The sequence below is a fragment of the Caballeronia sp. SL1002 genome, assembly GCF_057814995.1.
In genome coordinates, this window is sequence record NZ_JBYMUW010000002.1 from 1 (window position 1) to 20,827 (window position 20,827).

Genomic DNA, 20,827 nt, shown 5'->3' on the forward strand with positions numbered 1-20,827 from the left:
GTTCTTCATAATCTCGTTTCTCTGCTGCAGATGCAGCGACGCAAAAAACGAAGTGCGGAGGCGGTAAGCCGAAGCGGTTCGGGCGACTAAGATAGGCGCCAAGTTTTGCGAATGTTCTTTAAAAACTAACAGCCGATAAGTGTGGGCGCTTGATAGCGATGTTGGACCGGATTTTCGGATCTGGTTTGAAGCGAAAGTATCAAGTCTCACACTAGTATTAAGGTAGGTTTTGAGTATCGAAAGATAAGCAGGATCTGTCAGTACGTTGAGTGAGCGACCGGTTCTTAACTGAACCGAAAAACAGTAACAGGCATTGAACTGAAGAGTTTGATCCTGGCTCAGATTGAACGCTGGCGGCATGCCTTACACATGCAAGTCGAACGGCAGCACGGGAGTGATCCTGGTGGCGAGTGGCGAACGGGTGAGTAATACATCGGAACGTGTCCTGTAGTGGGGGATAGCCCGGCGAAAGCCGGATTAATACCGCATACGATCTACGGAAGAAAGCGGGGGATCTTCGGACCTCGCGCTATAGGGGCGGCCGATGGCAGATTAGCTAGTTGGTGGGGTAAAGGCCTACCAAGGCGACGATCTGTAGCTGGTCTGAGAGGACGACCAGCCACACTGGGACTGAGACACGGCCCAGACTCCTACGGGAGGCAGCAGTGGGGAATTTTGGACAATGGGCGAAAGCCTGATCCAGCAATGCCGCGTGTGTGAAGAAGGCCTTCGGGTTGTAAAGCACTTTTGTCCGGAAAGAAAACCTCTTGGATAATACCTGAGGGGGATGACGGTACCGGAAGAATAAGCACCGGCTAACTACGTGCCAGCAGCCGCGGTAATACGTAGGGTGCGAGCGTTAATCGGAATTACTGGGCGTAAAGCGTGCGCAGGCGGTTCGTTAAGACAGATGTGAAATCCCCGGGCTTAACCTGGGAACTGCATTTGTGACTGGCGAGCTAGAGTATGGCAGAGGGGGGTAGAATTCCACGTGTAGCAGTGAAATGCGTAGAGATGTGGAGGAATACCGATGGCGAAGGCAGCCCCCTGGGCCAATACTGACGCTCATGCACGAAAGCGTGGGGAGCAAACAGGATTAGATACCCTGGTAGTCCACGCCCTAAACGATGTCAACTAGTTGTTGGGGATTCATTTCCTTAGTAACGTAGCTAACGCGTGAAGTTGACCGCCTGGGGAGTACGGTCGCAAGATTAAAACTCAAAGGAATTGACGGGGACCCGCACAAGCGGTGGATGATGTGGATTAATTCGATGCAACGCGAAAAACCTTACCTACCCTTGACATGGTCGGAACCCTGGTGAGAGCTAGGGGTGCTCGAAAGAGAACCGATACACAGGTGCTGCATGGCTGTCGTCAGCTCGTGTCGTGAGATGTTGGGTTAAGTCCCGCAACGAGCGCAACCCTTGTCCTTAGTTGCTACGCAAGAGCACTCTAAGGAGACTGCCGGTGACAAACCGGAGGAAGGTGGGGATGACGTCAAGTCCTCATGGCCCTTATGGGTAGGGCTTCACACGTCATACAATGGTCGGAACAGAGGGTCGCTAAGCCGCGAGGTGGAGCCAATCCCAGAAAACCGATCGTAGTCCGGATCGCAGTCTGCAACTCGACTGCGTGAAGCTGGAATCGCTAGTAATCGCGGATCAGCATGCCGCGGTGAATACGTTCCCGGGTCTTGTACACACCGCCCGTCACACCATGGGAGTGGGTTTTACCAGAAGTGGCTAGTCTAACCGCAAGGAGGACGGTCACCACGGTAGGATTCATGACTGGGGTGAAGTCGTAACAAGGTAGCCGTATCGGAAGGTGCGGCTGGATCACCTCCTTTCTCGAGCTCAAGACGTCAACGTTGAGCGCTCACGCTTATCGGCTGTAAGAAGACAGGCTAAGGGTCTGTAGCTCAGTTGGTTAGAGCACCGTCTTGATAAGGCGGGGGTCGTTGGTTCGAATCCAACCAGACCCACCATGACACGCGAAACGCAATGCGTGTTGTGCGGACCCTCAAGCGACATGGTAATAGGGGGATTAGCTCAGCTGGGAGAGCACCTGCTTTGCAAGCAGGGGGTCGTCGGTTCGATCCCGTCATCCTCCACCAATCTTCAATGCACAGGGTTTGCCATTCGGGTGAATGGTTTTGAATCTTGTGCATTGGCGATTGAGCCAGTCAGAGGATATTAATTATTTAATATCGGCTGCACGTTCTTTAACAATCTGGAAGAAGTAGTAAAGAGATTCACGAAAGCATACTTAGAGATGGGTGTGTGAGTAGGTGGATCAGGGTTGTGATTGTATCAAAGTATGAAAAGGTAATCGAAAGATTGCTTTGGAATACGGCGCAACACGAATACTCAACCTATGGCGTTGTGGCGAAGTTCCCTACGGGGACACGGAGACACACTCGTTATAGGGTCAAGCGAACAAGTGCATGTGGTGGATGCCTTGGCGATCACAGGCGATGAAGGACGCGGTAGCCTGCGAAAAGCTACGGGGAGCTGGCAAACGAGCTTTGATCCGTAGATGTCCGAATGGGGAAACCCACTCCTAATGGAGTATCCATGACTGAATACATAGGTCATGCGAAGCGAACGCGGTGAACTGAAACATCTAAGTAACCGCAGGAAAAGAAATCAACCGAGATTCCCAGAGTAGTGGCGAGCGAAATGGGATCAGCCTGTACTCTTTATCTTCATTGTTAGTCGAAGGCTCTGGAAAGTGCCGCCATAGCAGGTGATAGCCCTGTAGACGAAAACAGCGAGGAAGAACTAGGTGTACGACAAGTAGGGCGGGACACGTGAAATCCTGTCTGAAGATGGGGGGACCATCCTCCAAGGCTAAATACTCGTGATCGACCGATAGTGAACCAGTACCGTGAGGGAAAGGCGAAAAGAACCCCGGGAGGGGAGTGAAATAGATCCTGAAACCGCATGCATACAAACAGTCGGAGCCTCGTAAGGGGTGACGGCGTACCTTTTGTATAATGGGTCAGCGACTTACGTTCAGTAGCAAGCTTAACTGATTAAGGCAGGCGTAGCGAAAGCGAGTCCGAATAGGGCGTTCAGTTGCTGGGCGTAGACCCGAAACCAAGTGATCTATCCATGGCCAGGTTGAAGGTGCGGTAACACGTACTGGAGGACCGAACCCACTAACGTTGAAAAGTTAGGGGATGAGCTGTGGATAGGGGTGAAAGGCTAAACAAACTTGGAAATAGCTGGTTCTCTCCGAAAACTATTTAGGTAGTGCCTCGTGTATCACCTTCGGGGGTAGAGCACTGTCATGGTTGTGGGGTCCATTGCGGATTACTACGCCATAGCAAACTCCGAATACCGAAGAGTGCAATCACGGGAGACAGACATCGGGTGCTAACGTCCGGTGTCAAGAGGGAAACAACCCAGACCGCCAGCTAAGGTCCCAAAGATTGGCTAAGTGGGAAACGAAGTGGGAAGGCTAAAACAGTCAGGAGGTTGGCTTAGAAGCAGCCATCCTTTAAAGAAAGCGTAATAGCTCACTGATCGAGTCGTCCTGCGCGGAAGATGTAACGGGGCTCAAGCCAGTCACCGAAGCTGCGGATGCATATTTATATGCATGGTAGGAGAGCGTTCCGTAAGCCTGCGAAGGTGCATTGAAAAGTGCGCTGGAGGTATCGGAAGTGCGAATGCTGACATGAGTAGCGATAAAGGGGGTGAAAAGCCCCCTCGCCGTAAGCCCAAGGTTTCCTACGCAACGTTCATCGGCGTAGGGTGAGTCGGCCCCTAAGGCGAGGCAGAAATGCGTAGCTGATGGGAAGCAGGTTAATATTCCTGCACCATTGTTAGATGCGATGGGGGGACGGATCGCGGAAGGTTGTCCGGGTGTTGGAAGTCCCGGTCCTTGCATTGGAGAAGGCGCTTAGGCAAATCCGGGCGCGGAATTCAAGGGTGTGAGGCCATTCACTTAGGTGAAGAAGCAATCGGAAGTGGTTCCAAGAAAAGCCTCTAAGCTTCAGTCTAACAAGACCGTACCGCAAACCGACACAGGTGGGCGAGATGAGTATTCTAAGGCGCTTGAGAGAACTCGGGAGAAGGAACTCGGCAAATTGGTACCGTAACTTCGGGATAAGGTACGCCCTTGTAGCTTGACTGGCCTGCGCCAGGAGGGTGAGAGGGTTGCAATAAACTGGTGGCTGCGACTGTTTAATAAAAACACAGCACTCTGCAAACACGAAAGTGGACGTATAGGGTGTGACGCCTGCCCGGTGCCGGAAGATTAAATGATGGGGTGCAAGCTCTTGATTGAAGTCCCGGTAAACGGCGGCCGTAACTATAACGGTCCTAAGGTAGCGAAATTCCTTGTCGGGTAAGTTCCGACCTGCACGAATGGCGTAACGATGGCCACACTGTCTCCTCCCGAGACTCAGCGAAGTTGAAGTGTTTGTGATGATGCAATCTCCCCGCGGCTAGACGGAAAGACCCCATGAACCTTTACTGTAGCTTTGCATTGGACTTTGAACCGATCTGTGTAGGATAGGTGGGAGGCTATGAAACCGGAACGCTAGTTTCGGTGGAGCCGTCCTTGAAATACCACCCTGGTTTGTTTGAGGTTCTAACCTTGGCCCGTGATCCGGGTCGGGGACAGTGCATGGTAGGCAGTTTGACTGGGGCGGTCTCCTCCCAAAGTGTAACGGAGGAGTACGAAGGTACGCTAGGTACGGTCGGAAATCGTGCTGATAGTGCAATGGCATAAGCGTGCTTAACTGCGAGACCGACAAGTCGAGCAGGTGCGAAAGCAGGTCATAGTGATCCGGTGGTTCTGTATGGAAGGGCCATCGCTCAACGGATAAAAGGTACTCTGGGGATAACAGGCTGATACCGCCCAAGAGTTCATATCGACGGCGGTGTTTGGCACCTCGATGTCGGCTCATCTCATCCTGGGGCTGTAGCCGGTCCCAAGGGTATGGCTGTTCGCCATTTAAAGAGGTACGTGAGCTGGGTTTAAAACGTCGTGAGACAGTTTGGTCCCTATCTGCCGTGGGCGTTGGATATTTGAAGGGGGCTGCTCCTAGTACGAGAGGACCGGAGTGGACGAACCTCTGGTGTACCGGTTGTCACGCCAGTGGCATCGCCGGGTAGCTATGTTCGGAAGAGATAACCGCTGAAAGCATCTAAGCGGGAAACTCGCCTTAAGATGAGATATCCCTGGGGCTTCGAGCCCCTTGAAGGGTCGTTCTAGACCAGGACGTTGATAGGTCAGGTGTGGAAGTGCAGTAATGCATTAAGCTAACTGATACTAATTGCCCGTAAGGCTTGATCCTATAACCAGTGTGTTTTACGTCATGAGTGAGTCCTGTAGCGCTTACTCAGGACCACCCCCGAAGGGGGTACGTCATGCACACCCAGGTTGAGATTAAGTGTTGTGCCCAATACAAGCACAGCCCAAGTAACACCAGTAACACCGAACGCGTTTAACCTGCGCAGTTCGACTACTTCTTCCCAGATTGGTTGTGGACGTTTCTCCCAAGAAACGACGCAACAACAAGTCATGCCTGATGACCATAGCGAGTCGGTACCACCCCTTCCCATCCCGAACAGGACCGTGAAACGACTCTACGCCGATGATAGTGCGGGTTCCCGTGTGAAAGTAGGTAATCGTCAGGCTCCTTATGCAGTATCGCCTAAACCCCACCCCGAAAAGGTGGGGTTTTTGCGTTTCAGTGCGCGCTTTACAATGCATCTCCAGCAGTCCTACTAGCTCGCGCACCTCAAATCCAGTCCGCTGCGCAGGTCGATATTCGACTTAAAATTCATTCTTCGTCTTTCCGGTTAAATTACGCCTCATGTTACGTCTCAGCGAAATCAAACTACCGCTCGATCACGCAGATGTCGATCTGGAATCGGCGGTTCGTTTGCGGCTCAAAGAACTAGGCGTAGCCGGCGGAGATCTCCTGCGTTACGCCGTGTTTCGTCGCGCTCACGACGCGCGAAAGCGGTCGGATATCAAGCTCACCTATATCGTCGATGTCGAAGTTCGCGATGAAGCGGCTGCGTTATCGCACGTCGAAGCGCATCCGAATTGCAGCGGCACGCCCGATATGGCGTACCGATTCGTCGCGAAAGCGCCTGAACACTCGGACGCTCCACGCCCGGTGGTGATCGGCATGGGGCCGTGCGGATTGTTCGCCGGTCTGATTCTCGCGCAAATGGGCTTTCGGCCGATCATCCTCGAACGCGGAAAAGCCGTTCGCGAACGCACCAAAGACACGTGGGGCTTGTGGCGCAAAAATGTGCTCAATCCGGAATCGAATGTTCAGTTCGGCGAAGGTGGAGCAGGGACATTTTCGGACGGCAAACTCTATAGCCAGATCAAAGATCCGAAGCACTACGGACGAAAAGTGCTCGATGAATTCGTCCGGGCCGGTGCACCGGAAGACATTTTGTATCTAAGCCGTCCGCATATCGGGACGTTCCGGCTGGTGAGCATGGTCGAGAAGATGCGCGCGACCATTCATCAACTGGGCGGTGAAGTGCGGTTTGAAAGTCGTGTCGAAGATATGGAGATCGACAACGGCAAAGTGCGCGGGCTCAGACTCTCGAACGGAGAGACGCTGCGTACCGATCACGTCGTCCTCGCCGTCGGTCATAGCGCGCGCGATACATTCGAAATGCTGCACGCGCGCGGCGTCTATATGGAATCCAAGCCGTTTTCGCTCGGATTCCGAATCGAACACCCGCAGGGACTTATCGACCGTAGTCGTTTCGGCAAGTTCGCCGGGCACAAACTGCTCGGCGCGGCCGATTACAAAGTGGTCCACCACTGCAGCAACGGGCGCGCGGTGTACAGCTTCTGCATGTGTCCGGGCGGCACGGTAGTCGCGGCGACCTCGGAACCGGGGCGCGTCGTGACGAACGGCATGAGCCAATATTCGCGCAACGAACGTAACGCGAACGCGGGGATTGTCGTCGGTATTACGCCGGATGATTTTCCGGGCGGTCCGCTCGCGGGCATTGCGTTTCAGCGCAAGTGGGAAGAACGAGCGTTCGAGTTGGGTGGTGGCGATTATTGTGCGCCGGCGCAGCTTGTCGGCGATTTCGTGGCTGGGCGGCCGTCGACCTCGCTCGGTTCCGTCGAGCCGTCGTATAAGCCGGGCGTTCGGCCGACCGATTTGAGCACGGCGTTGCCGGATTATGTGATCGAAGCGATTCGCGAGGCGTTGCCTCAGATCGACAAAAAGATCGCGGGCTTTGCGATGCACGACGCGGTGCTGACCGGCGTGGAAACGCGCACGTCGTCGCCGATCCGCGTTCGTCGCAAGGACGATTATCAAAGCATGAATGTGGAAGGGCTTTATCCGGCGGGAGAAGGCGCCGGTTACGCGGGTGGGATCTACTCGGCGGCGATCGACGGTATCGAAGTAGCCGAAGCGCTGGCGTTGAAAATGACCGCCGATCGCGCCTGAACGCCGAAGAAGCCGCGCGTTGCGCGCGGCTTCATAAACCAAGGTTACGTCACCACGCCCACTTGCCACGGCACGAATTCGTTCTGCCCATAGCCGTGCAACTCGCTTTTCGATGCATTCCCCGACGCGCATTCGAGCATCAATCGGAAGATCGCTTCACCGAGTTCGTCGATGGACGCCGTTCCGTCGATCACTCCGCCACAGTTGATATCGATATCGTCTTCCTGGCGTTCCCATAGCGCAGTGTTGGTTGCGAGTTTGAGCGACGGCGACGGCGCGCAGCCGTAGGCGGACCCCCGTCCGGTCGTGAAGCAGATCAGATTCGCGCCCGACGCGACCTGGCCGGTTGCCGACATCGGATCGTAGCCAGGCGAATCCATGAACACGAAGCCCTTCGCGTCGATACGCTCGGCGTACTCATATACCTCGACCAGATTCGTCGTGCCGCCTTTAGCAACCGCGCCGAGCGATTTTTCGAGGATGGTCGTCAGGCCGCCGACCTTGTTGCCCGCCGACGGATTGTTGTCCAGCGCCGCGCCGTTACGCGCGCAGTAGTCTTCCCACCACGCGATCCGCTTGAGCAGTTTTTCGCCAACTTCGCGGCTCACCGCGCGTCGCGTGAGCAAATGTTCCGCGCCGTACACCTCGGGCGTTTCGGAGAGAATCGCCGTGCCGCCGTGCCGGACAAGCCGATCGACCGCTGCGCCGAGCGCCGGATTGGCCGAAATGCCCGAGTAGCCATCCGATCCGCCGCATTGCAAGCCGACCACGAGATGCGATGCCGGCAACGGTTCGCGCTTGACGCGATTGGCGTCGGCGAGCAGTTCCTTCACCATCGCGATGCCGCGCTCGACAGTCTTTCTAGAGCCGCCGCTGTCCTGAATGGTGAAGCTGCGCAGGCGCGCGCCATCTTTGAGTCCGGCCGAATCGAGCACACCGGATATCTGGTTCGTCTCGCAGCCCAGTCCGACGAACAGCACGGAGTGGAAATTCGGATGAACGGCATAGCCCGCGAGCGTTCGGCGCAGGATCGCGAGGCCGTCGCCTTTCATGTCGATGCCGCAGCCGAGCCCGTGCGTAAGCGCGATCACGCCGTCCACGTTCGGGTAATCGGCGAGCGCTTCGGGATGCACGTCGCGGCGGAAATGATCGGCGATGGCGCGCGCGACCGTCGCCGAACAGTTCACGCTCGTCAGCACGCCGATGAAATTGCGCGTTGCGACGCGGCCATCGTCGCGGCGGATGCCCATGAAGGTGGCGGGCGCGCTCGCGAAGTCGGTCGGATGCTGGTCCACGCCAAATTCGTGCTCGCGCGCAAAATCCGCCATGCGGAGATTGTGGACATGAACGTGCTGGCCGCGCGCGATCGGTTCGCGCGCCACACCGATGATCTGGTTGTAACGCTTGACCGGTTCGTCCTGCGCGATGGCGCGCGTGGCGATCTTGTGGCCGGGCGGAATCAGACCGGAGACGAGCAGATCTTCCGACGCGATGCGCGCGCCCGACATCAACTGGCGCGTGGCGATCACGACGTCGTCGTTGGGATGAAGCCGGATCACGGTGTGGTCCGTAAGTACGTTGGACATGATGTTCATACCGGTGAGTGGGCGCGATTGTCGGCGCTCGCGGATTCATCGGCGGCGGTCAGCGGCTCGACTTTACCGACGATGAAAAGATAGCTGAACGCGCCGAGTACGCAGAATCCGCCTGCCACGCAGAGCGGAATGGTGAACGAGCCCTTGGTCAGCGCGACCATCGCGCCGGTGAAGGTGGTGATGACGATGCCCGCCAGGTTCGACGCGAAGTTCTGGATGCCACTGATCGACGCGACGTAGTCGGGTGACGGCGCGACGTCGCCGGGCAGCGACCAGATGCTGGCCGCCGCGAACGCGAGGCTGCCGTAGGCGATGCCGAAGAACGCGAGCATCAGGTAAATGTCGGTCGTGAACGCGCAGAGCGTGATGATCGAGGAGAGCAGCATGCCGCCGACCATGCAGGTCTTGCGCGCCGCCGTCAGACTCCAGCCGCGCCGGTAGAGCGAGTCGGACACGAAGCCGCCAAGCCAGCCGCCGGGAATAGAGATGAGCGCCGGGATCATGCCGAGCGTGCCGAGCGATTTCAGCGAAAAGCCGCGCGTTTGCACGAGATAGCTCGGAAACCACGTGATAAAGAAGTAAATCACGAAGTTCAGGCAGAAAAAGCCGAGCATCATCCCCCACAGCGTGCGGTAGCGGAACAGCGACGCCCACGTCACCTTGTTCGCGCTGACGACGCGCGGTGCCGGAGCGGCGTTTTCTTCGCCGGTGAGATCGCCGCGCGACGGATTACGGTAGATCAGTACCCAGCCGAGAATCCACAGCGCGCCGATCCCGCCCGTGATAACGAACGACGCTTCCCAGCCGAACGAGCTGATGATCAGCGCGACGACCGGAATGGAGAGCGCCGAGCCGACGCGCGATCCGCTGTCGAAGATGCTGGTCGCGAGCGCGCGTTGCGACGGCTTGAACCACTGGCTCACCAGTTTCGCGCACGACGGGTACGCGCCCGCTTCGCCGACGCCGAGCATCAGACGGCAGCCGAACATGCCGCCGACACTGGTCGCGACCGCGGTCATCGCGGTGAAAACGGACCACCAGCCAACTGCTAGAGGCAGCGCGATCCGTGCGCCGACGCGATCGACGAACCAGCCGAACGGCATCTGCATGAGCGCGTAGCTCCAGAAGAATCCGCTCATCACGAGTCCCATCTCGGCCGGTCCGATCCCGAGCGCCTTTTCAATCTGGGGCGCGGCGACCGCGAGATTCGCGCGGTCGATGTAATTCACCGCGATTGCGAGAAAGCACAGAAAAATCACCACCCAACGCATTTTGCGCATCGTTTGTCTCCTCCAAGGACGGCATGCCATGTCGCGGACCGCGCCGCGATGCCGGACGGGCGGTTCGTATTGCTGTGCTACTGACGGCCCGCTGCATTGGCGAGCCGCTTTTTTGATATTCAGGCGAGCGCGGCCTTCAACCGTTTCTGTTCGACGTCCAAGCCGAGTTCGCGCGCCAGATCGATGACGGGCTGGAAGCGCCGCACTTTTTTCTGCGCGTGGTTACTCGCGATATCCGCGAGCCGATGGACGAGATACGGGTTGCCGAACCGGTCGCGCACGTCGGCCAGATAGGCGCGGGCGACATCGTGCTGGCCGAGCGCGTCGAACACCGGCAGCACTTCTTCCGTCCATACCGCTTCGAGGATCGCGCGCCACGCCGGATGACGCATGGCGTCGAGCACGGTCGCGTCGGTCGGGCCGTCGTCGTTGAGCCACGCTTCGGCGAGCGTCGTGTGGCCGAGATTGAGGAGCAGCAGTTTCAGGCGCTCGTAGTGGGCGAGATCGTCGGTCACGACGATGTCTTCGTGTTCGCACGGCAAAAGCATGCCCGCCTGCCGCTCGATCGCCCACAGCGCGTAGGGTTCGGCGATCGCGCCGACCGGCTGGATCGATTCGGACACGATCCGGTCCACCAGCGAATTCACCCACACGCAGCCGCTGCGCAAATAGTCGATAAACCCGCCGTCCGCGCGCCACTTTTCCGCGACGCCGATCACCAGATCGCGCAAGGTGTCGCCGTTGTGCGATATCAGCTCGCACGGCAACAAGGTGATCGGCGCGGCGCCCGCGCGATAACGGTCGTGCAGCAGCACCGCGAGCTTCCCCGCGAAGCCGCGCGGCGCGCGCGCGCCGTCGAGCAGCTCGGCGGTGTCTTCGTCGAAGAGCGCGTAGCCCGCGTCCGCCGTGTTCGACACGATCACGCGCACGTCATTCGCGACGCGCTCGCGCACCGTTTGCCAGTCGTCGCTCGCGTGCAACGCTTCGCCGATGGAATCGCATTCGATCGTCGAATCGATCGTTGCGTCGCGGCGCTGTCCGCGAATCCGCACCGGATAACGGCCCGTTGCGCGCAAAGCCTCGATGCGCGCGCGGCTCTCCGCGCTCGCCGTGGTCTGGACGACCGTGATCTTGCCGAGCGCGCGCGACGGGTCGCGGCGCGCGGCTTCGGCGACGAAGAAATCGACGTGCGCCTGCAGAAAACGGCTCGTGCCGAACTGGAGAATCGGATGAGTCATCGCGCGCTGTCCTCGTCGAGGACTGCAGCTATGCAGCCGAGGGGAACCGGTTTCATATTTTTGGGATGCGGATGATCGCAAATTGTCGGGGTCGGTTTTATCTGCGTATTTGGCCTTACCAGTTTGCATGGTAAATTCTATAAAACCAACTGGTCAAGCCACTTGTAAGCGCTCCGATAGCGCGTATCGCGGCAACACAAGCCCGTCAACGGCTCTACTGATTACAATCCACGTTTTCCCGATCCCCGAGGACCTGTTTCGTGCCCACCAAACCCGTCGAGACGCGCCGGCTGTACCTGCAGATCGCCGACAAACTGCGCGATCTGATCGACCAGCAGGGCTTCACGACGAACGGCCGCCTGCCGTCCGAACGGGAACTCGCGTTGACGCTCGGCGTGTCGCGGCCGTCCGTGCGGGAGGCGCTGGTTGCGCTCGAACTCGAAGGTCGAGTGGAGATTCGGATGGGTTCGGGTGTCTATGTGTGCGCGCCGACGGGCGCTGTGCCGAGGCCTGGCGCCGATGCGGAACTCGGCGAGAGTCCGCTCGAACTGATGACGGCGCGTCTCGTGATAGAAGGGGCGATTGCGGCGAACGTGGCGCCGTTCGGGAAGCCGAAGGCGCTCAAGGCGCTGCGCGTGGTGTACGAAACGATGGCGTCCGAAGTCGCGGAAGGACAGATTCCGCTTGCGTCGGATCGGGCGTTTCATCTGGAAATCGCGCGGATGTCGGGCAACGACGTGCTCGTGCGCACCGTGGCGAGCCTGTTCGACGAGCGGCACAGCCCGCTCTCGTCCACCTTGCGCGAGCATTTCGAAGCCGACGATACCTGGGTGGCTGCGCTTGCCGAGCATCGCGAGATTCTGGAAGCGCTAGAGGCCCGCGACCCTGTTCAGGCGCAGGCCGCGATGCAGCGGCATATGAAAGCGTCTTACGGGCGTCTGATGACGCGCCGCAAGCGCTGAGCGTCCGGCCAAGAAAGCGCCGATCAGCCTGGATAAGCCTCGTCGACCTTCAGGCCCGCGAGCTTGAAAATCACGCGCAGTGTCTGCGGCGCGATTTCCCGCCGGGACGCGAGCGTCGTCAGCACGAAATCCATCACTTTCGCGTACTTCAGCACGGTCAGGCACGTCTCGATGTCGGTGTTGCCGTCGCGCATGGATTCGGCGAGCCGCAACATCTCGACCGAGATCTCTCGCGCCATTTCGAGTTCGAGTTGCTGCTTCTCGCTCCATGCGGGCATGGCAGTCAGAACCGCCATCATTTCCTGAAATTGCTTTTCGGCTTTCTTGTCCGGGATCGCGTCCATAGCCGTCCTCTCATGATCGTGGCGCCAGGCGTTTTTCGATTCGCCGCGCGGTGTTGTGATACGTAACAAGTCGGTCGCGGGTGATGGCATGGCCGTCGACCGGTCGATGAAACCTGTTACCTGAGGTCTTGTCGCGCCCAGCGCGGCACCAATTTGCCGCGCGTCGAGCGTCCGTCTCCTGCCAGTCCGCACAGCTTGCGTTGCACGAAGCGTTCCAACATTTCGCAAAAACGGGTTGCCTTGAGTCGTCGGTCCGAACGACTGGCGGGAGCGTCTTCGCGCTTTTGGGTAAACTTGCTCTTTTGACACAGCAGAACCAGCGGCTAGCGCACATTCAGCGCAATCTGTTTTGCCTGGTCCACACTACGGCGTCCTTCACGATGGTCAACAAGTCCTCTCAACCCAAGCCGGCGTCAGCGCCGAACGCCGCCGACGCATCGAGCAAACATGAAATCAGGCCCGGCCAGTCGATCGAACTGCTGAAGGAACTGCATATCCTCACGCGCGACGGCAAGATGAACCAGGACAGCCGCCGCAAGCTGAAGCAGGTCTATCACCTTTTTCAGTTCATCGAACCGTTGCTGGCGGACGTCCACGCGAGTAACGGCGCGGTGACGCTCGCCGATCACGGCGCGGGCAAGTCTTATCTTGGCTTCATTCTCTACGATCTGTTCTTCAAGACTCTGCGCGATCGGTCACACATCTATGGCATTGAGACGCGGCCTGATCTGGTACAAAAATCCGAGGAATTAGCGGCGCGGCTCGGATTCGACGGCATGTCGTTCCTCAACTTGTCCGTCGCGGAATCGATCACGTCGGACCGTCTGCCGAAATCGATCGATATCGTCACGGCGCTGCACGCGTGCAATACGGCCACCGACGACGCAATTCATTTCGCGCTCCAGAAGAAAGCGAAATACATCGTGGTCGTACCGTGCTGTCAGGCGGAAGTGGCGTCGGTATTGCGCAAGAACAAAGGGCATTCGCTCTCGAAGAACGTGCTGACGGAGATGTGGCGGCATCCGCTGCACAAGCGCGAATTCGGCAGTCAGGTGACGAATGTGCTGCGCTGCCTGCAACTCGAATCGCACGGCTACCAGGTGAGCGTGACGGAACTCGTCGGCTGGGAACACTCGATGAAGAACGAACTCATCATCGCGCAGTTCAAGGATTTGCCGCGCGGGAAGCCCGCGCAGCGATTGTCGGAAGTGTTGGAGACGCTCGGGCTAGATGAGATGCGCGAGCGGTTTTTCACCAGCGTGGTGCGCTAGCGTAGCGGCGTTCAGCGGCCAGAAGCTAGCGCCGCTTCATCCATTCGATCCAGCCCGCATGGCCGAGTTGACGGAGCGTCGCCATGTTGCGTTCGTAGATATCGGCCGCATCGGGAAACGCGTCAGCGGCGCGTTCGATGCTCGCCTCGCGCAGCAAATGGAAAATTGGATAGGGCGCGCGATTCGTGAAGTTTTCGATATCGTCCGCGTCCGTGCCATCGAATTGATACGCCGGATGGAAGCTCGCAATCTGCAGTTCGCCCGTGAGCTTCAGTTGCGCAAGCAGCCGGTCGGCGAAGAGAATCGCGTCGTTAAAATCGGTGAAATCGGCGAATGCGTGGGGCGCGATCAGCATGGTCGTGTCCACTTTGGCAGCGTCGGTTTCCGCCAGCGCGCGGAGTTCGTCTTCGAGATCGGCGAGCACGGTGTCCAGGCTGCGCGCGTCGGTGACGGCGTAGCGAATCTGATTTTTCACATGCACGCTTTTGGCGAAAGGACACAAGTTCAGGCCGATCACCGCGCGCGTGAGCCAATGCTGCGTTTCGTCGATCACCGTGGCGACGTCGGCGCGCTCGTTCGGTTCGATCATTGTGCGGCCTCCGGCTGCGAATCCCGACGCGGACACGCATTCGCGATCAACATCGCGGCCAAGCGCGGCGCGGCTCGCATCGGGCCGCAGCCGGGGCCGTAAGTCTGACTGGTCGCGTAGACGCCATCTACGACAAGCGCGAGCGCGTCCGCCAGTTCCGCCGGTTCGGCGGCGCCGGCAGCGGCCGAAATCTCGACGAGCCGCGCCATCAGGTACTGTTTATTGCGCGCGACGCTCGCGCGCGCCGGGTGCGCGGGATCGGCAAATTCGCTCGCCACGTTCACGAACGGACAGCCGCGATAATCCGGCGCGCTCGCCCGCTCGACCAGATCGGTCATGGCCTGCAACAATTGCTCTTGCGGCGCGTCGGGATGCTTGGCGACGCTCGCCTCGAAGCGCGCCCGAAAGCGCTCGTCCATCCGGTTCAGATAGGCGATGGCAAGTTCATCCTTCGACGAAAACTGCCGGTACAAACTCATCTTGTTGACGCCCGCGCGCTCGACGACGGCGTCCACGCCGATCGCGCGGATACCATCGCGGTAGAACAGTTCCTGCGCCGCGTCGAGCAGTTGCTCCTGCGCGGTGGCGCCGTCGGTGTGCCGGCGCGGCGCTTTGGCTGCGTCGTCTCCAACCCGTGCTCGTGCCAATTCGGATCCTTCGATATTGCGTGGAATAGTTGACATGTTACCGACCGGTAACTAAGATCGCAACACCTTATGTGACCGAGCAGTCACGAGTACAGAAAACATGACAAAGATGGAGCAGCGATGAACTGGGCAGCGAGAGCGTTGAAGGGCCGGGTACATTACGGATGGATCTCGGTCGGCGTGGTGTTCTTCGTGCTGCTGGCCGCCGCCGGCACGCGGGCGACGCCGAGCGTGATGATGTTGCCGCTCGAACAGCAGTTCGGCTGGAGCCGCGCGACCATTTCGCTCGCGATATCCGTGAATCTCGCGCTCTACGGACTAACCGGACCGTTCGCCGCCGCCGCGATGCAGCGTTTCGGCGTCCGTCCGACCGTGCTCATTGCGCTCGCGACGCTCGCGAGCGGCGTCGCGTTGTCGTCGCTGATGACCGCGCCGTGGCAGATGGTGCTGATCTGGGGCGTGATGGTCGGCGGTGCGACGGGCGTGGCCGCGCTGACGTTGTCGGCGACGGTCGTGAATCGCTGGTTCACGACGCATCGCGGCCTCGCGATGGGCATTCTCACGGCCAGTTCCGCCACCGGCCAGCTTGTGTTTTTGCCGCTGCTGGCGTCGGTCGCGCAGCATTTCGGCTGGAAGCCGGTTGTGTTTATCGTCGCGGCGGCGTCGGTGATCGTCTTGCCGCTGGTGGCGTGGCTGTTGCCGGAACGCCCGTCCGATTTGAGCCTGCGTCCGTTCGGCGAACCCGCCGACGCCCCGATCGCGCCGCCCGCCGCGCCGAAAAATCCCATCAAGCTCGCCTTCTCGACGCTCGGCAGCGCGAGCCGCACGCGCGATTTCTGGCTGCTGTTCGCGAGTTTCTTCATTTGCGGCGCGAGCACGAACGGCTATGTCGGCACGCATTTGATCGCCATGTGCGCCGATTACGGCATGACGGAAGTGCAGGGCGCATCGCTGCTGGCGGCCATGGGCATCTTCGATCTGTTCGGCACCACGCTGTCCGGCTGGCTGTCGGACCGCTTCAACAGCCGCGTGCTGCTGTTCTGGTACTACGGACTGCGCGGCCTTTCGCTGATGTATCTGCCGCACGCGTTCGGGATCGACTTTTTCGGCTTGCCGATCTTCGCCGTGTTCTACGGCCTCGACTGGATCGCGACCGTGCCGCCCACCGTGCGCCTTGCCACCGACGTCTACGGCAAGGAATCCGCGCCGATCGTGTTCGGCTGGGTGGTCGCGGGGCACCAGCTCGGCGCGGCGTTCGCGGCGCTCGGCGCGGGCATGTTGCGCGCGAGCCTCGGCACTTACACCGTCGCGACGATGATCTCCGGCGGTCTGTGCCTCGTCGCCGCCGTGCTGGTTTTGCGCATCAACCGCCCGGTGCGCGCGGCCGGCGCGATCGCAACCTGATCGATTGCTGCCCGCCGACGCATCTGCAACCCCGCGCGACCTTGGTTATCCTTGAGGGCGTCCAACGTCCACTCATAACCGGGGATCACACATGAACATGAAGAAAGCGCCGACCGAAGTCGATATCCACGAACTCCTGGCCGGCCGCTGGAGCCCGCGCGCCTATTCCGACAAACCGGTCGCGCGCGAGCAGTTGCACCAGATGCTGGAAGCCGCGCGCTGGGCGCCTTCGTCGTCTAACTTGCAGCCGTGGCGCTTCCTGACTTTCGACCGCTTCCACGACGAGGCCGCGTTCAAGCGCGCGTTTGCCACGCTCGTGCCGTTCAATCAGAGCTGGAATGCGCCGGTGCCGCTGCTGATCTGCGTGACGGCGCAAACCGTGACCGCGAAAGGCGACGTGAACCGCGCCGCGCCCTACGACACCGGCGCGGCCGCGATGGCGCTGATTCTCCAGGCGCACGCGCTCGGCCTCGCGGCGCACGAAATGGGCGGCTTCGACGCGAAAGGATTCCGCGAAGCGTTCGCCGTGCCCGATGATGTCGACGTGATCGCGATGATCTCGATCGGTCATCATGGAGACGCCGCCACGCTATCCGACGCCCTGCGCGAGCGCGAAAGCGCGCCGCGCGCGCGGGTGGCGCTCGGCGAGATCGCGTTCGACGGCGCGTGGGGCAAGGCGTTCAAATAACGCGTCGGGTTTAAAGAGGAACGCGGCCCGGAACGAAAAACCGGGCCGCGTTTTTCATTCGTCCGCCACCGACGACAAAGGCCGCGCTACCTCTTCGAGCGATTTCCGCTCCGCCGCCACGCCCCATATTCCGGCCACGACCGCCGCGAGAATCATCAGCGCCGAGCCGAGCAAGTAGCCGCCGAAAACGGCGCCGCGCGAGTGCGTGTCGATCAGCTTGCCGAACAGCGCCGGGCCGATCACGCCGCCGAGCGCCGTGCCGAACGCATAGAACACGGCAATCGCGAGCGCGCGGATTTCGAGCGGAAAGGTCTCGCTGACCGTCAGATACGCCGAACTCGCCGCCGACGACGCGAAGAAGAAGATCACCATCCACGAGATAGTTTGCGTGGTTGTCGTGAGCAAGCCCTGTTCGAACAGATAACCGCTGATGGTGAGGAGCACGCCCGAGATCGCGTAGGTGAACGCGATCATCTTGCGGCGGCCGATCACGTCGAATAGTTTGCCGAGCAGGATCGGGCCGAGAAAATTCCCCGCCGCGAACGGCAGCACGTACCAGCCGATCCGGTCGCCCGGCACGCCGTAGAAATCGGTCAGGACGAGCGCGTAGGTGAAAAATATCGCGTTGTAGAAGAACGCCTGCGCGGTCATCAACGTCAGACCGACGAGCGAGCGCTGCCGGTGCGCGTTGAAGAGCGTCTCGACAACCTCGCCGATCCGCGTGTGTTCACGCGCGTGCAGACGCAGCGGCTTGATCGGCGTATCGGGAATCGCGACGCCGTGCGCGCGGAATTGCGCCTCGATATCCTCGACAATCCGTCGCGCCTCGTTTTCCCGGTTGTGCGTGACGAGCCAGCGCGGACTCTCCGGCACCCACATGCGCATCAGCAGAATGGTCAGCCCAAGCACCGCGCCGATCAGAAAACACGCGCGCCAGCCGTAATCCGGCGGCAAAAGCGCGGGATCGAGCAGGACGAGCGACCCTGCCGCGCCGATTCCCGCGCCGATCCAGAATGTCCCGTTGATCGCCAGATCGGTCCAGCCGCGCACGCGCGCGGGCGTGAATTCCTGGATGGTCGAGTTGATCGCCGTGTATTCGCCGCCGATTCCCGCGCCGGTCAGGAAGCGAAACAGCACGAATGTCGCGAGATTCCACGAGAAAGCCGTTGCCGCCGTGGCCGCGACGTACAGAAAGAGCGTGATGAAAAAGAGCTTCCGGCGGCCAAGCCGGTCGGTGAGCCAGCCGAATCCGAGCGCGCCGATCACCGCGCCCGCGATATACGCGCTGCCCGCAATGCCGACATCCGCGTTCGAGAACTTCAGCACATGGCTCGTTTTCAGCGCGCTCGCCACGGCGCCTGCGAGCGTGACTTCCAGCCCGTCGAGCAGCCACGTAATCCCGAGCGCGAGCACGATCAGCATGTGAAAGCGGCCCCAGGGCAGACGGTCGAGCCGTCCGGGCAAATCCGTTTCGATGATCGCGGATTTTCCGTGCGCGTCGTGAATCAAGGGTTTTTTGCTTTCTTCGGTCGATGAGTTCATTGATGAGTTGCTCGTTTTCGCCGTTGCTTTAATCTAGTGGGTTGCGGTGGAAACGGGCGCTCGCTCAAGGCCCGGACGAGCATGTGAAGCAACACCGAAAGTACAAATTACCGGCTTTGGACGCAATTTCCATTCCGGCGCGACGGATCGAGCGCGCCGGTTGTAGCGTTAGCCGGATCGTGATAAAAATTCGCTCCACTTTTGTTTGTGGGATGACTCAAGTCATTCCGCCAGGCCCATGACTTATTGTGCGATCGACTTCGGCACGTCAAATTCAGCTGTCGCATTGCCCGACGGAGCGTCCATCCGGCTGGCTCCGGTCGAAGGCACTGCTGTCACGCTGCCCACCGCCGTTTTCTTCAACACAGACGAAGACAACCAGGCCTACGGCCGCGCGGCGCTCGAGGCTTATATCGACGGTTTCGACGGCCGCCTGATGCGCTCGATGAAGAGCATTCTCGGCTCGCCGCTCGCCGAAAACAGTACGGACCTCGGCGATGGATCGGCGATCAAATACACCGACGTCATCACGCTTTTCCTTCAGCATCTGAAGCAAAAGGCGCAAGCATGCACGAGCACGCCGATCACGCGCGCCGTGCTCGGCCGCCCGGTTTTTTTCGTCGACGACGACCCGCGCGCCGACCGTCTCGCGCAAAATCAGCTGCAAGCCGCGGCCGAAGCGGTCGGCCTCGCGGACATCCACTTCCAGTACGAACCGATCGCCGCCGCATTCGACTACGAAGCGCGCCTGACCGAAGAACGTCTCGTGCTGGTCGCCGATATCGGCGGCGGCACGTCGGACTTTTCGCTCGTGCGCGTCGGCCCGGACCGCGCGCGCAACCTGGACCGCAAAAGCGACGTGCTCGCGCACCACGGCGTGCATGTGGCGGGAACGGACTTCGACCGCCGCGTCGAACTCGCGACTGTCCTGCGCGAACTCGGCTACCAAACACATAGCCCGGACGGACGCGAAGTGCCGAACCGCGTGTATTTCGATCTCGCGACCTGGCATCTGATCAACACCGTCTACGCGCCAAAACGCAGCGGCGAATTGCAACTGATGCGCCATCTCTATACCGACACGCGTCACCACGACCGGCTGATGCGCGTGATCGACCGGCGACTCGGGCATGCGCTTACGGGCCACGCGGAAGCGGCGAAGATCGACGTGGCGGCGGGCGGGACGACTTCCATCGACATGGAAGAGGTCGAGGAAGCGTTGCATATCGGCTTCGACGAAGCGCAATTGATCGAGGCGGGGCGCGACGAAACGCGGCGCATCGTGGAAGCGGCGACGGAAACCGTGCGGCGCGCGGGCATCGCTACCGCCGACGTCGGCGCGGTCTATTTCACGGGTGGATCGACGGGACTCGGTTTTCTATCGCAATCGCTCGCGGCGGCATTTCCGGACGCTGAGGCCGTTTTCGGCGATCGTCTTGCGAGTGTCGCGACTGGATTAGGTATTTATGCGCGTCGCGTATTTGACTGATTTTAACTAATGCTTGTCGGGAACAATCACGCGTAATCGCGGATTAATCCCGGATAACAAAAAACCCCGCCGAGGCGGGGTTTTTTGTGTGCAACTCAGTGCGCAACTCAAGCAGCCTTAGGCCGGCTTGATGTTCGCAGCTTGCTTGCCCTTCGGGCCGGTCTTCACTTCGAAGGTAACCTTTTGGTTTTCCTGAAGCGTCTTGAATCCTTCCACGCGAATTTCCGAGAAATGGGCGAACAGATCTTCGCCGCCGCCGTCCGGCGTGATGAAGCCAAAGCCCTTTGCGTCATTGAACCACTTGACGGTACCGGTTTCCATGTTACTTGTT

Annotated in this window: 14 protein-coding genes, 2 tRNA genes and 3 rRNA genes; 11 read left to right on the forward strand and 8 right to left on the reverse strand. The window is 59.7% G+C overall.

Going from position 1 to position 20,827, the window contains the following annotated elements; genetic code table 11:
• The first annotated feature begins 315 nt into the window (after window positions 1-315).
• The 6 genes from AC3D25_RS02940 (at window position 316) to AC3D25_RS02965 (ending at window position 7,447) form a co-directional block, all read left to right on the forward strand.
• Window positions 316-1,846: ribosomal RNA gene (locus AC3D25_RS02940) — 16S ribosomal RNA — on the forward strand.
• Window positions 1,847-1,907: 61 nt separating this feature from the next.
• Window positions 1,908-1,984 (forward strand) — tRNA-Ile (locus AC3D25_RS02945).
• A 53-nt stretch (window positions 1,985-2,037) separates the two neighbouring features.
• A tRNA-Ala gene (locus tag AC3D25_RS02950) sits at window positions 2,038-2,113 on the forward strand.
• 312 nt (window positions 2,114-2,425) lie between these two features.
• A 23S ribosomal RNA gene (locus tag AC3D25_RS02955) occupies window positions 2,426-5,305 on the forward strand.
• A gap of 230 nt (window positions 5,306-5,535) precedes the next feature.
• Window positions 5,536-5,648, forward strand: a 5S ribosomal RNA gene (rrf, locus tag AC3D25_RS02960).
• The 16S, 23S and 5S rRNA genes sit together here with 2 tRNA genes alongside, the layout of an rRNA operon.
• Window positions 5,649-5,827: 179 nt before the next feature.
• Window positions 5,828-7,447, forward strand: a complete 1,620-nt coding sequence (locus AC3D25_RS02965) for an NAD(P)/FAD-dependent oxidoreductase (RefSeq protein ID WP_488886998.1) — start codon at window positions 5,828-5,830, stop codon at window positions 7,445-7,447.
• 44 nt (window positions 7,448-7,491) lie between these two features.
• Here AC3D25_RS02965 and AC3D25_RS02970 read toward each other — a convergent pair whose 3' ends face one another.
• The 3 genes from AC3D25_RS02970 to AC3D25_RS02980 form a co-directional block, all read right to left on the reverse strand.
• On the reverse strand, window positions 7,492-9,033 hold the full coding sequence (locus AC3D25_RS02970) for a UxaA family hydrolase (protein WP_488886999.1): 1,542 nt from the start codon (window positions 9,031-9,033) through the stop codon (window positions 7,492-7,494).
• A gap of 5 nt (window positions 9,034-9,038) precedes the next feature.
• The gene (locus AC3D25_RS02975; protein ID WP_488887000.1) at window positions 9,039-10,322 is read right to left on the reverse strand and encodes an MFS transporter; all 1,284 of its coding nucleotides are present in this window, start codon (window positions 10,320-10,322) and stop codon (window positions 9,039-9,041) included.
• 119 nt (window positions 10,323-10,441) lie between these two features.
• Window positions 10,442-11,560, reverse strand: coding sequence for a mannitol dehydrogenase family protein (locus AC3D25_RS02980; RefSeq protein WP_488887001.1), 1,119 nt, complete (start codon window positions 11,558-11,560; stop codon window positions 10,442-10,444).
• Window positions 11,561-11,820: 260 nt separating this feature from the next.
• Between AC3D25_RS02980 and AC3D25_RS02985 the strand changes: the two genes are divergently transcribed.
• On the forward strand, window positions 11,821-12,522 hold the full coding sequence (locus AC3D25_RS02985) for a FadR/GntR family transcriptional regulator (RefSeq protein ID WP_488887002.1): 702 nt from the start codon (window positions 11,821-11,823) through the stop codon (window positions 12,520-12,522).
• A 23-nt stretch (window positions 12,523-12,545) separates the two neighbouring features.
• Here AC3D25_RS02985 and AC3D25_RS02990 read toward each other — a convergent pair whose 3' ends face one another.
• On the reverse strand, window positions 12,546-12,866 hold the full coding sequence (locus AC3D25_RS02990) for a DNA-binding protein (RefSeq protein WP_488887003.1): 321 nt from the start codon (window positions 12,864-12,866) through the stop codon (window positions 12,546-12,548).
• A gap of 380 nt (window positions 12,867-13,246) precedes the next feature.
• Here AC3D25_RS02990 and AC3D25_RS02995 point away from each other — a divergent pair, with 380 nt between their 5' ends.
• Entirely contained in the window at window positions 13,247-14,137 is an 891-nt protein-coding gene (locus tag AC3D25_RS02995; RefSeq protein ID WP_488887004.1) for a class I SAM-dependent methyltransferase, read from the forward strand.
• A 25-nt stretch (window positions 14,138-14,162) separates the two neighbouring features.
• On the opposite strand, the gene AC3D25_RS03000 is transcribed toward AC3D25_RS02995, so the two are convergent.
• Both AC3D25_RS03000 and AC3D25_RS03005 read right to left on the reverse strand, forming a co-directional pair.
• Window positions 14,163-14,726 carry a DUF1415 domain-containing protein gene (locus tag AC3D25_RS03000; protein WP_488887005.1) on the reverse strand — a complete coding sequence of 188 codons (564 nt, stop codon included), beginning with the start codon at window positions 14,724-14,726 and terminating at the stop codon, window positions 14,163-14,165.
• Entirely contained in the window at window positions 14,723-15,409 is a 687-nt protein-coding gene (locus AC3D25_RS03005) for a TetR/AcrR family transcriptional regulator (RefSeq protein ID WP_488887006.1), read from the reverse strand. Before AC3D25_RS03005 ends, AC3D25_RS03000 begins: the two co-directional genes overlap by 4 nt.
• Before the next feature lie 84 nt (window positions 15,410-15,493).
• Here AC3D25_RS03005 and AC3D25_RS03010 point away from each other — a divergent pair, with 84 nt between their 5' ends.
• Window positions 15,494-16,777 carry an MFS transporter gene (locus tag AC3D25_RS03010; RefSeq protein WP_488887007.1) on the forward strand — a complete coding sequence of 428 codons (1,284 nt, stop codon included), beginning with the start codon at window positions 15,494-15,496 and terminating at the stop codon, window positions 16,775-16,777.
• 91 nt (window positions 16,778-16,868) lie between these two features.
• Entirely contained in the window at window positions 16,869-17,465 is a 597-nt protein-coding gene (locus tag AC3D25_RS03015) for a nitroreductase family protein (protein ID WP_488887008.1), read from the forward strand.
• Window positions 17,466-17,519: 54 nt separating this feature from the next.
• On the opposite strand, the gene AC3D25_RS03020 is transcribed toward AC3D25_RS03015, so the two are convergent.
• Window positions 17,520-19,007, reverse strand: a complete 1,488-nt coding sequence (locus AC3D25_RS03020) for an MFS transporter (RefSeq protein ID WP_488887009.1) — start codon at window positions 19,005-19,007, stop codon at window positions 17,520-17,522.
• 238 nt (window positions 19,008-19,245) lie between these two features.
• Between AC3D25_RS03020 and AC3D25_RS03025 the strand changes: the two genes are divergently transcribed.
• Window positions 19,246-20,496, forward strand: coding sequence for an Hsp70 family protein (locus AC3D25_RS03025; protein ID WP_488887010.1), 1,251 nt, complete (start codon window positions 19,246-19,248; stop codon window positions 20,494-20,496).
• Between the two features lie 117 nt (window positions 20,497-20,613).
• Here AC3D25_RS03025 and AC3D25_RS03030 read toward each other — a convergent pair whose 3' ends face one another.
• On the reverse strand, window positions 20,614-20,817 hold the full coding sequence (locus AC3D25_RS03030; protein WP_035936159.1) for a cold-shock protein: 204 nt from the start codon (window positions 20,815-20,817) through the stop codon (window positions 20,614-20,616).
• Window positions 20,818-20,827: the final 10 nt, after the last annotated feature.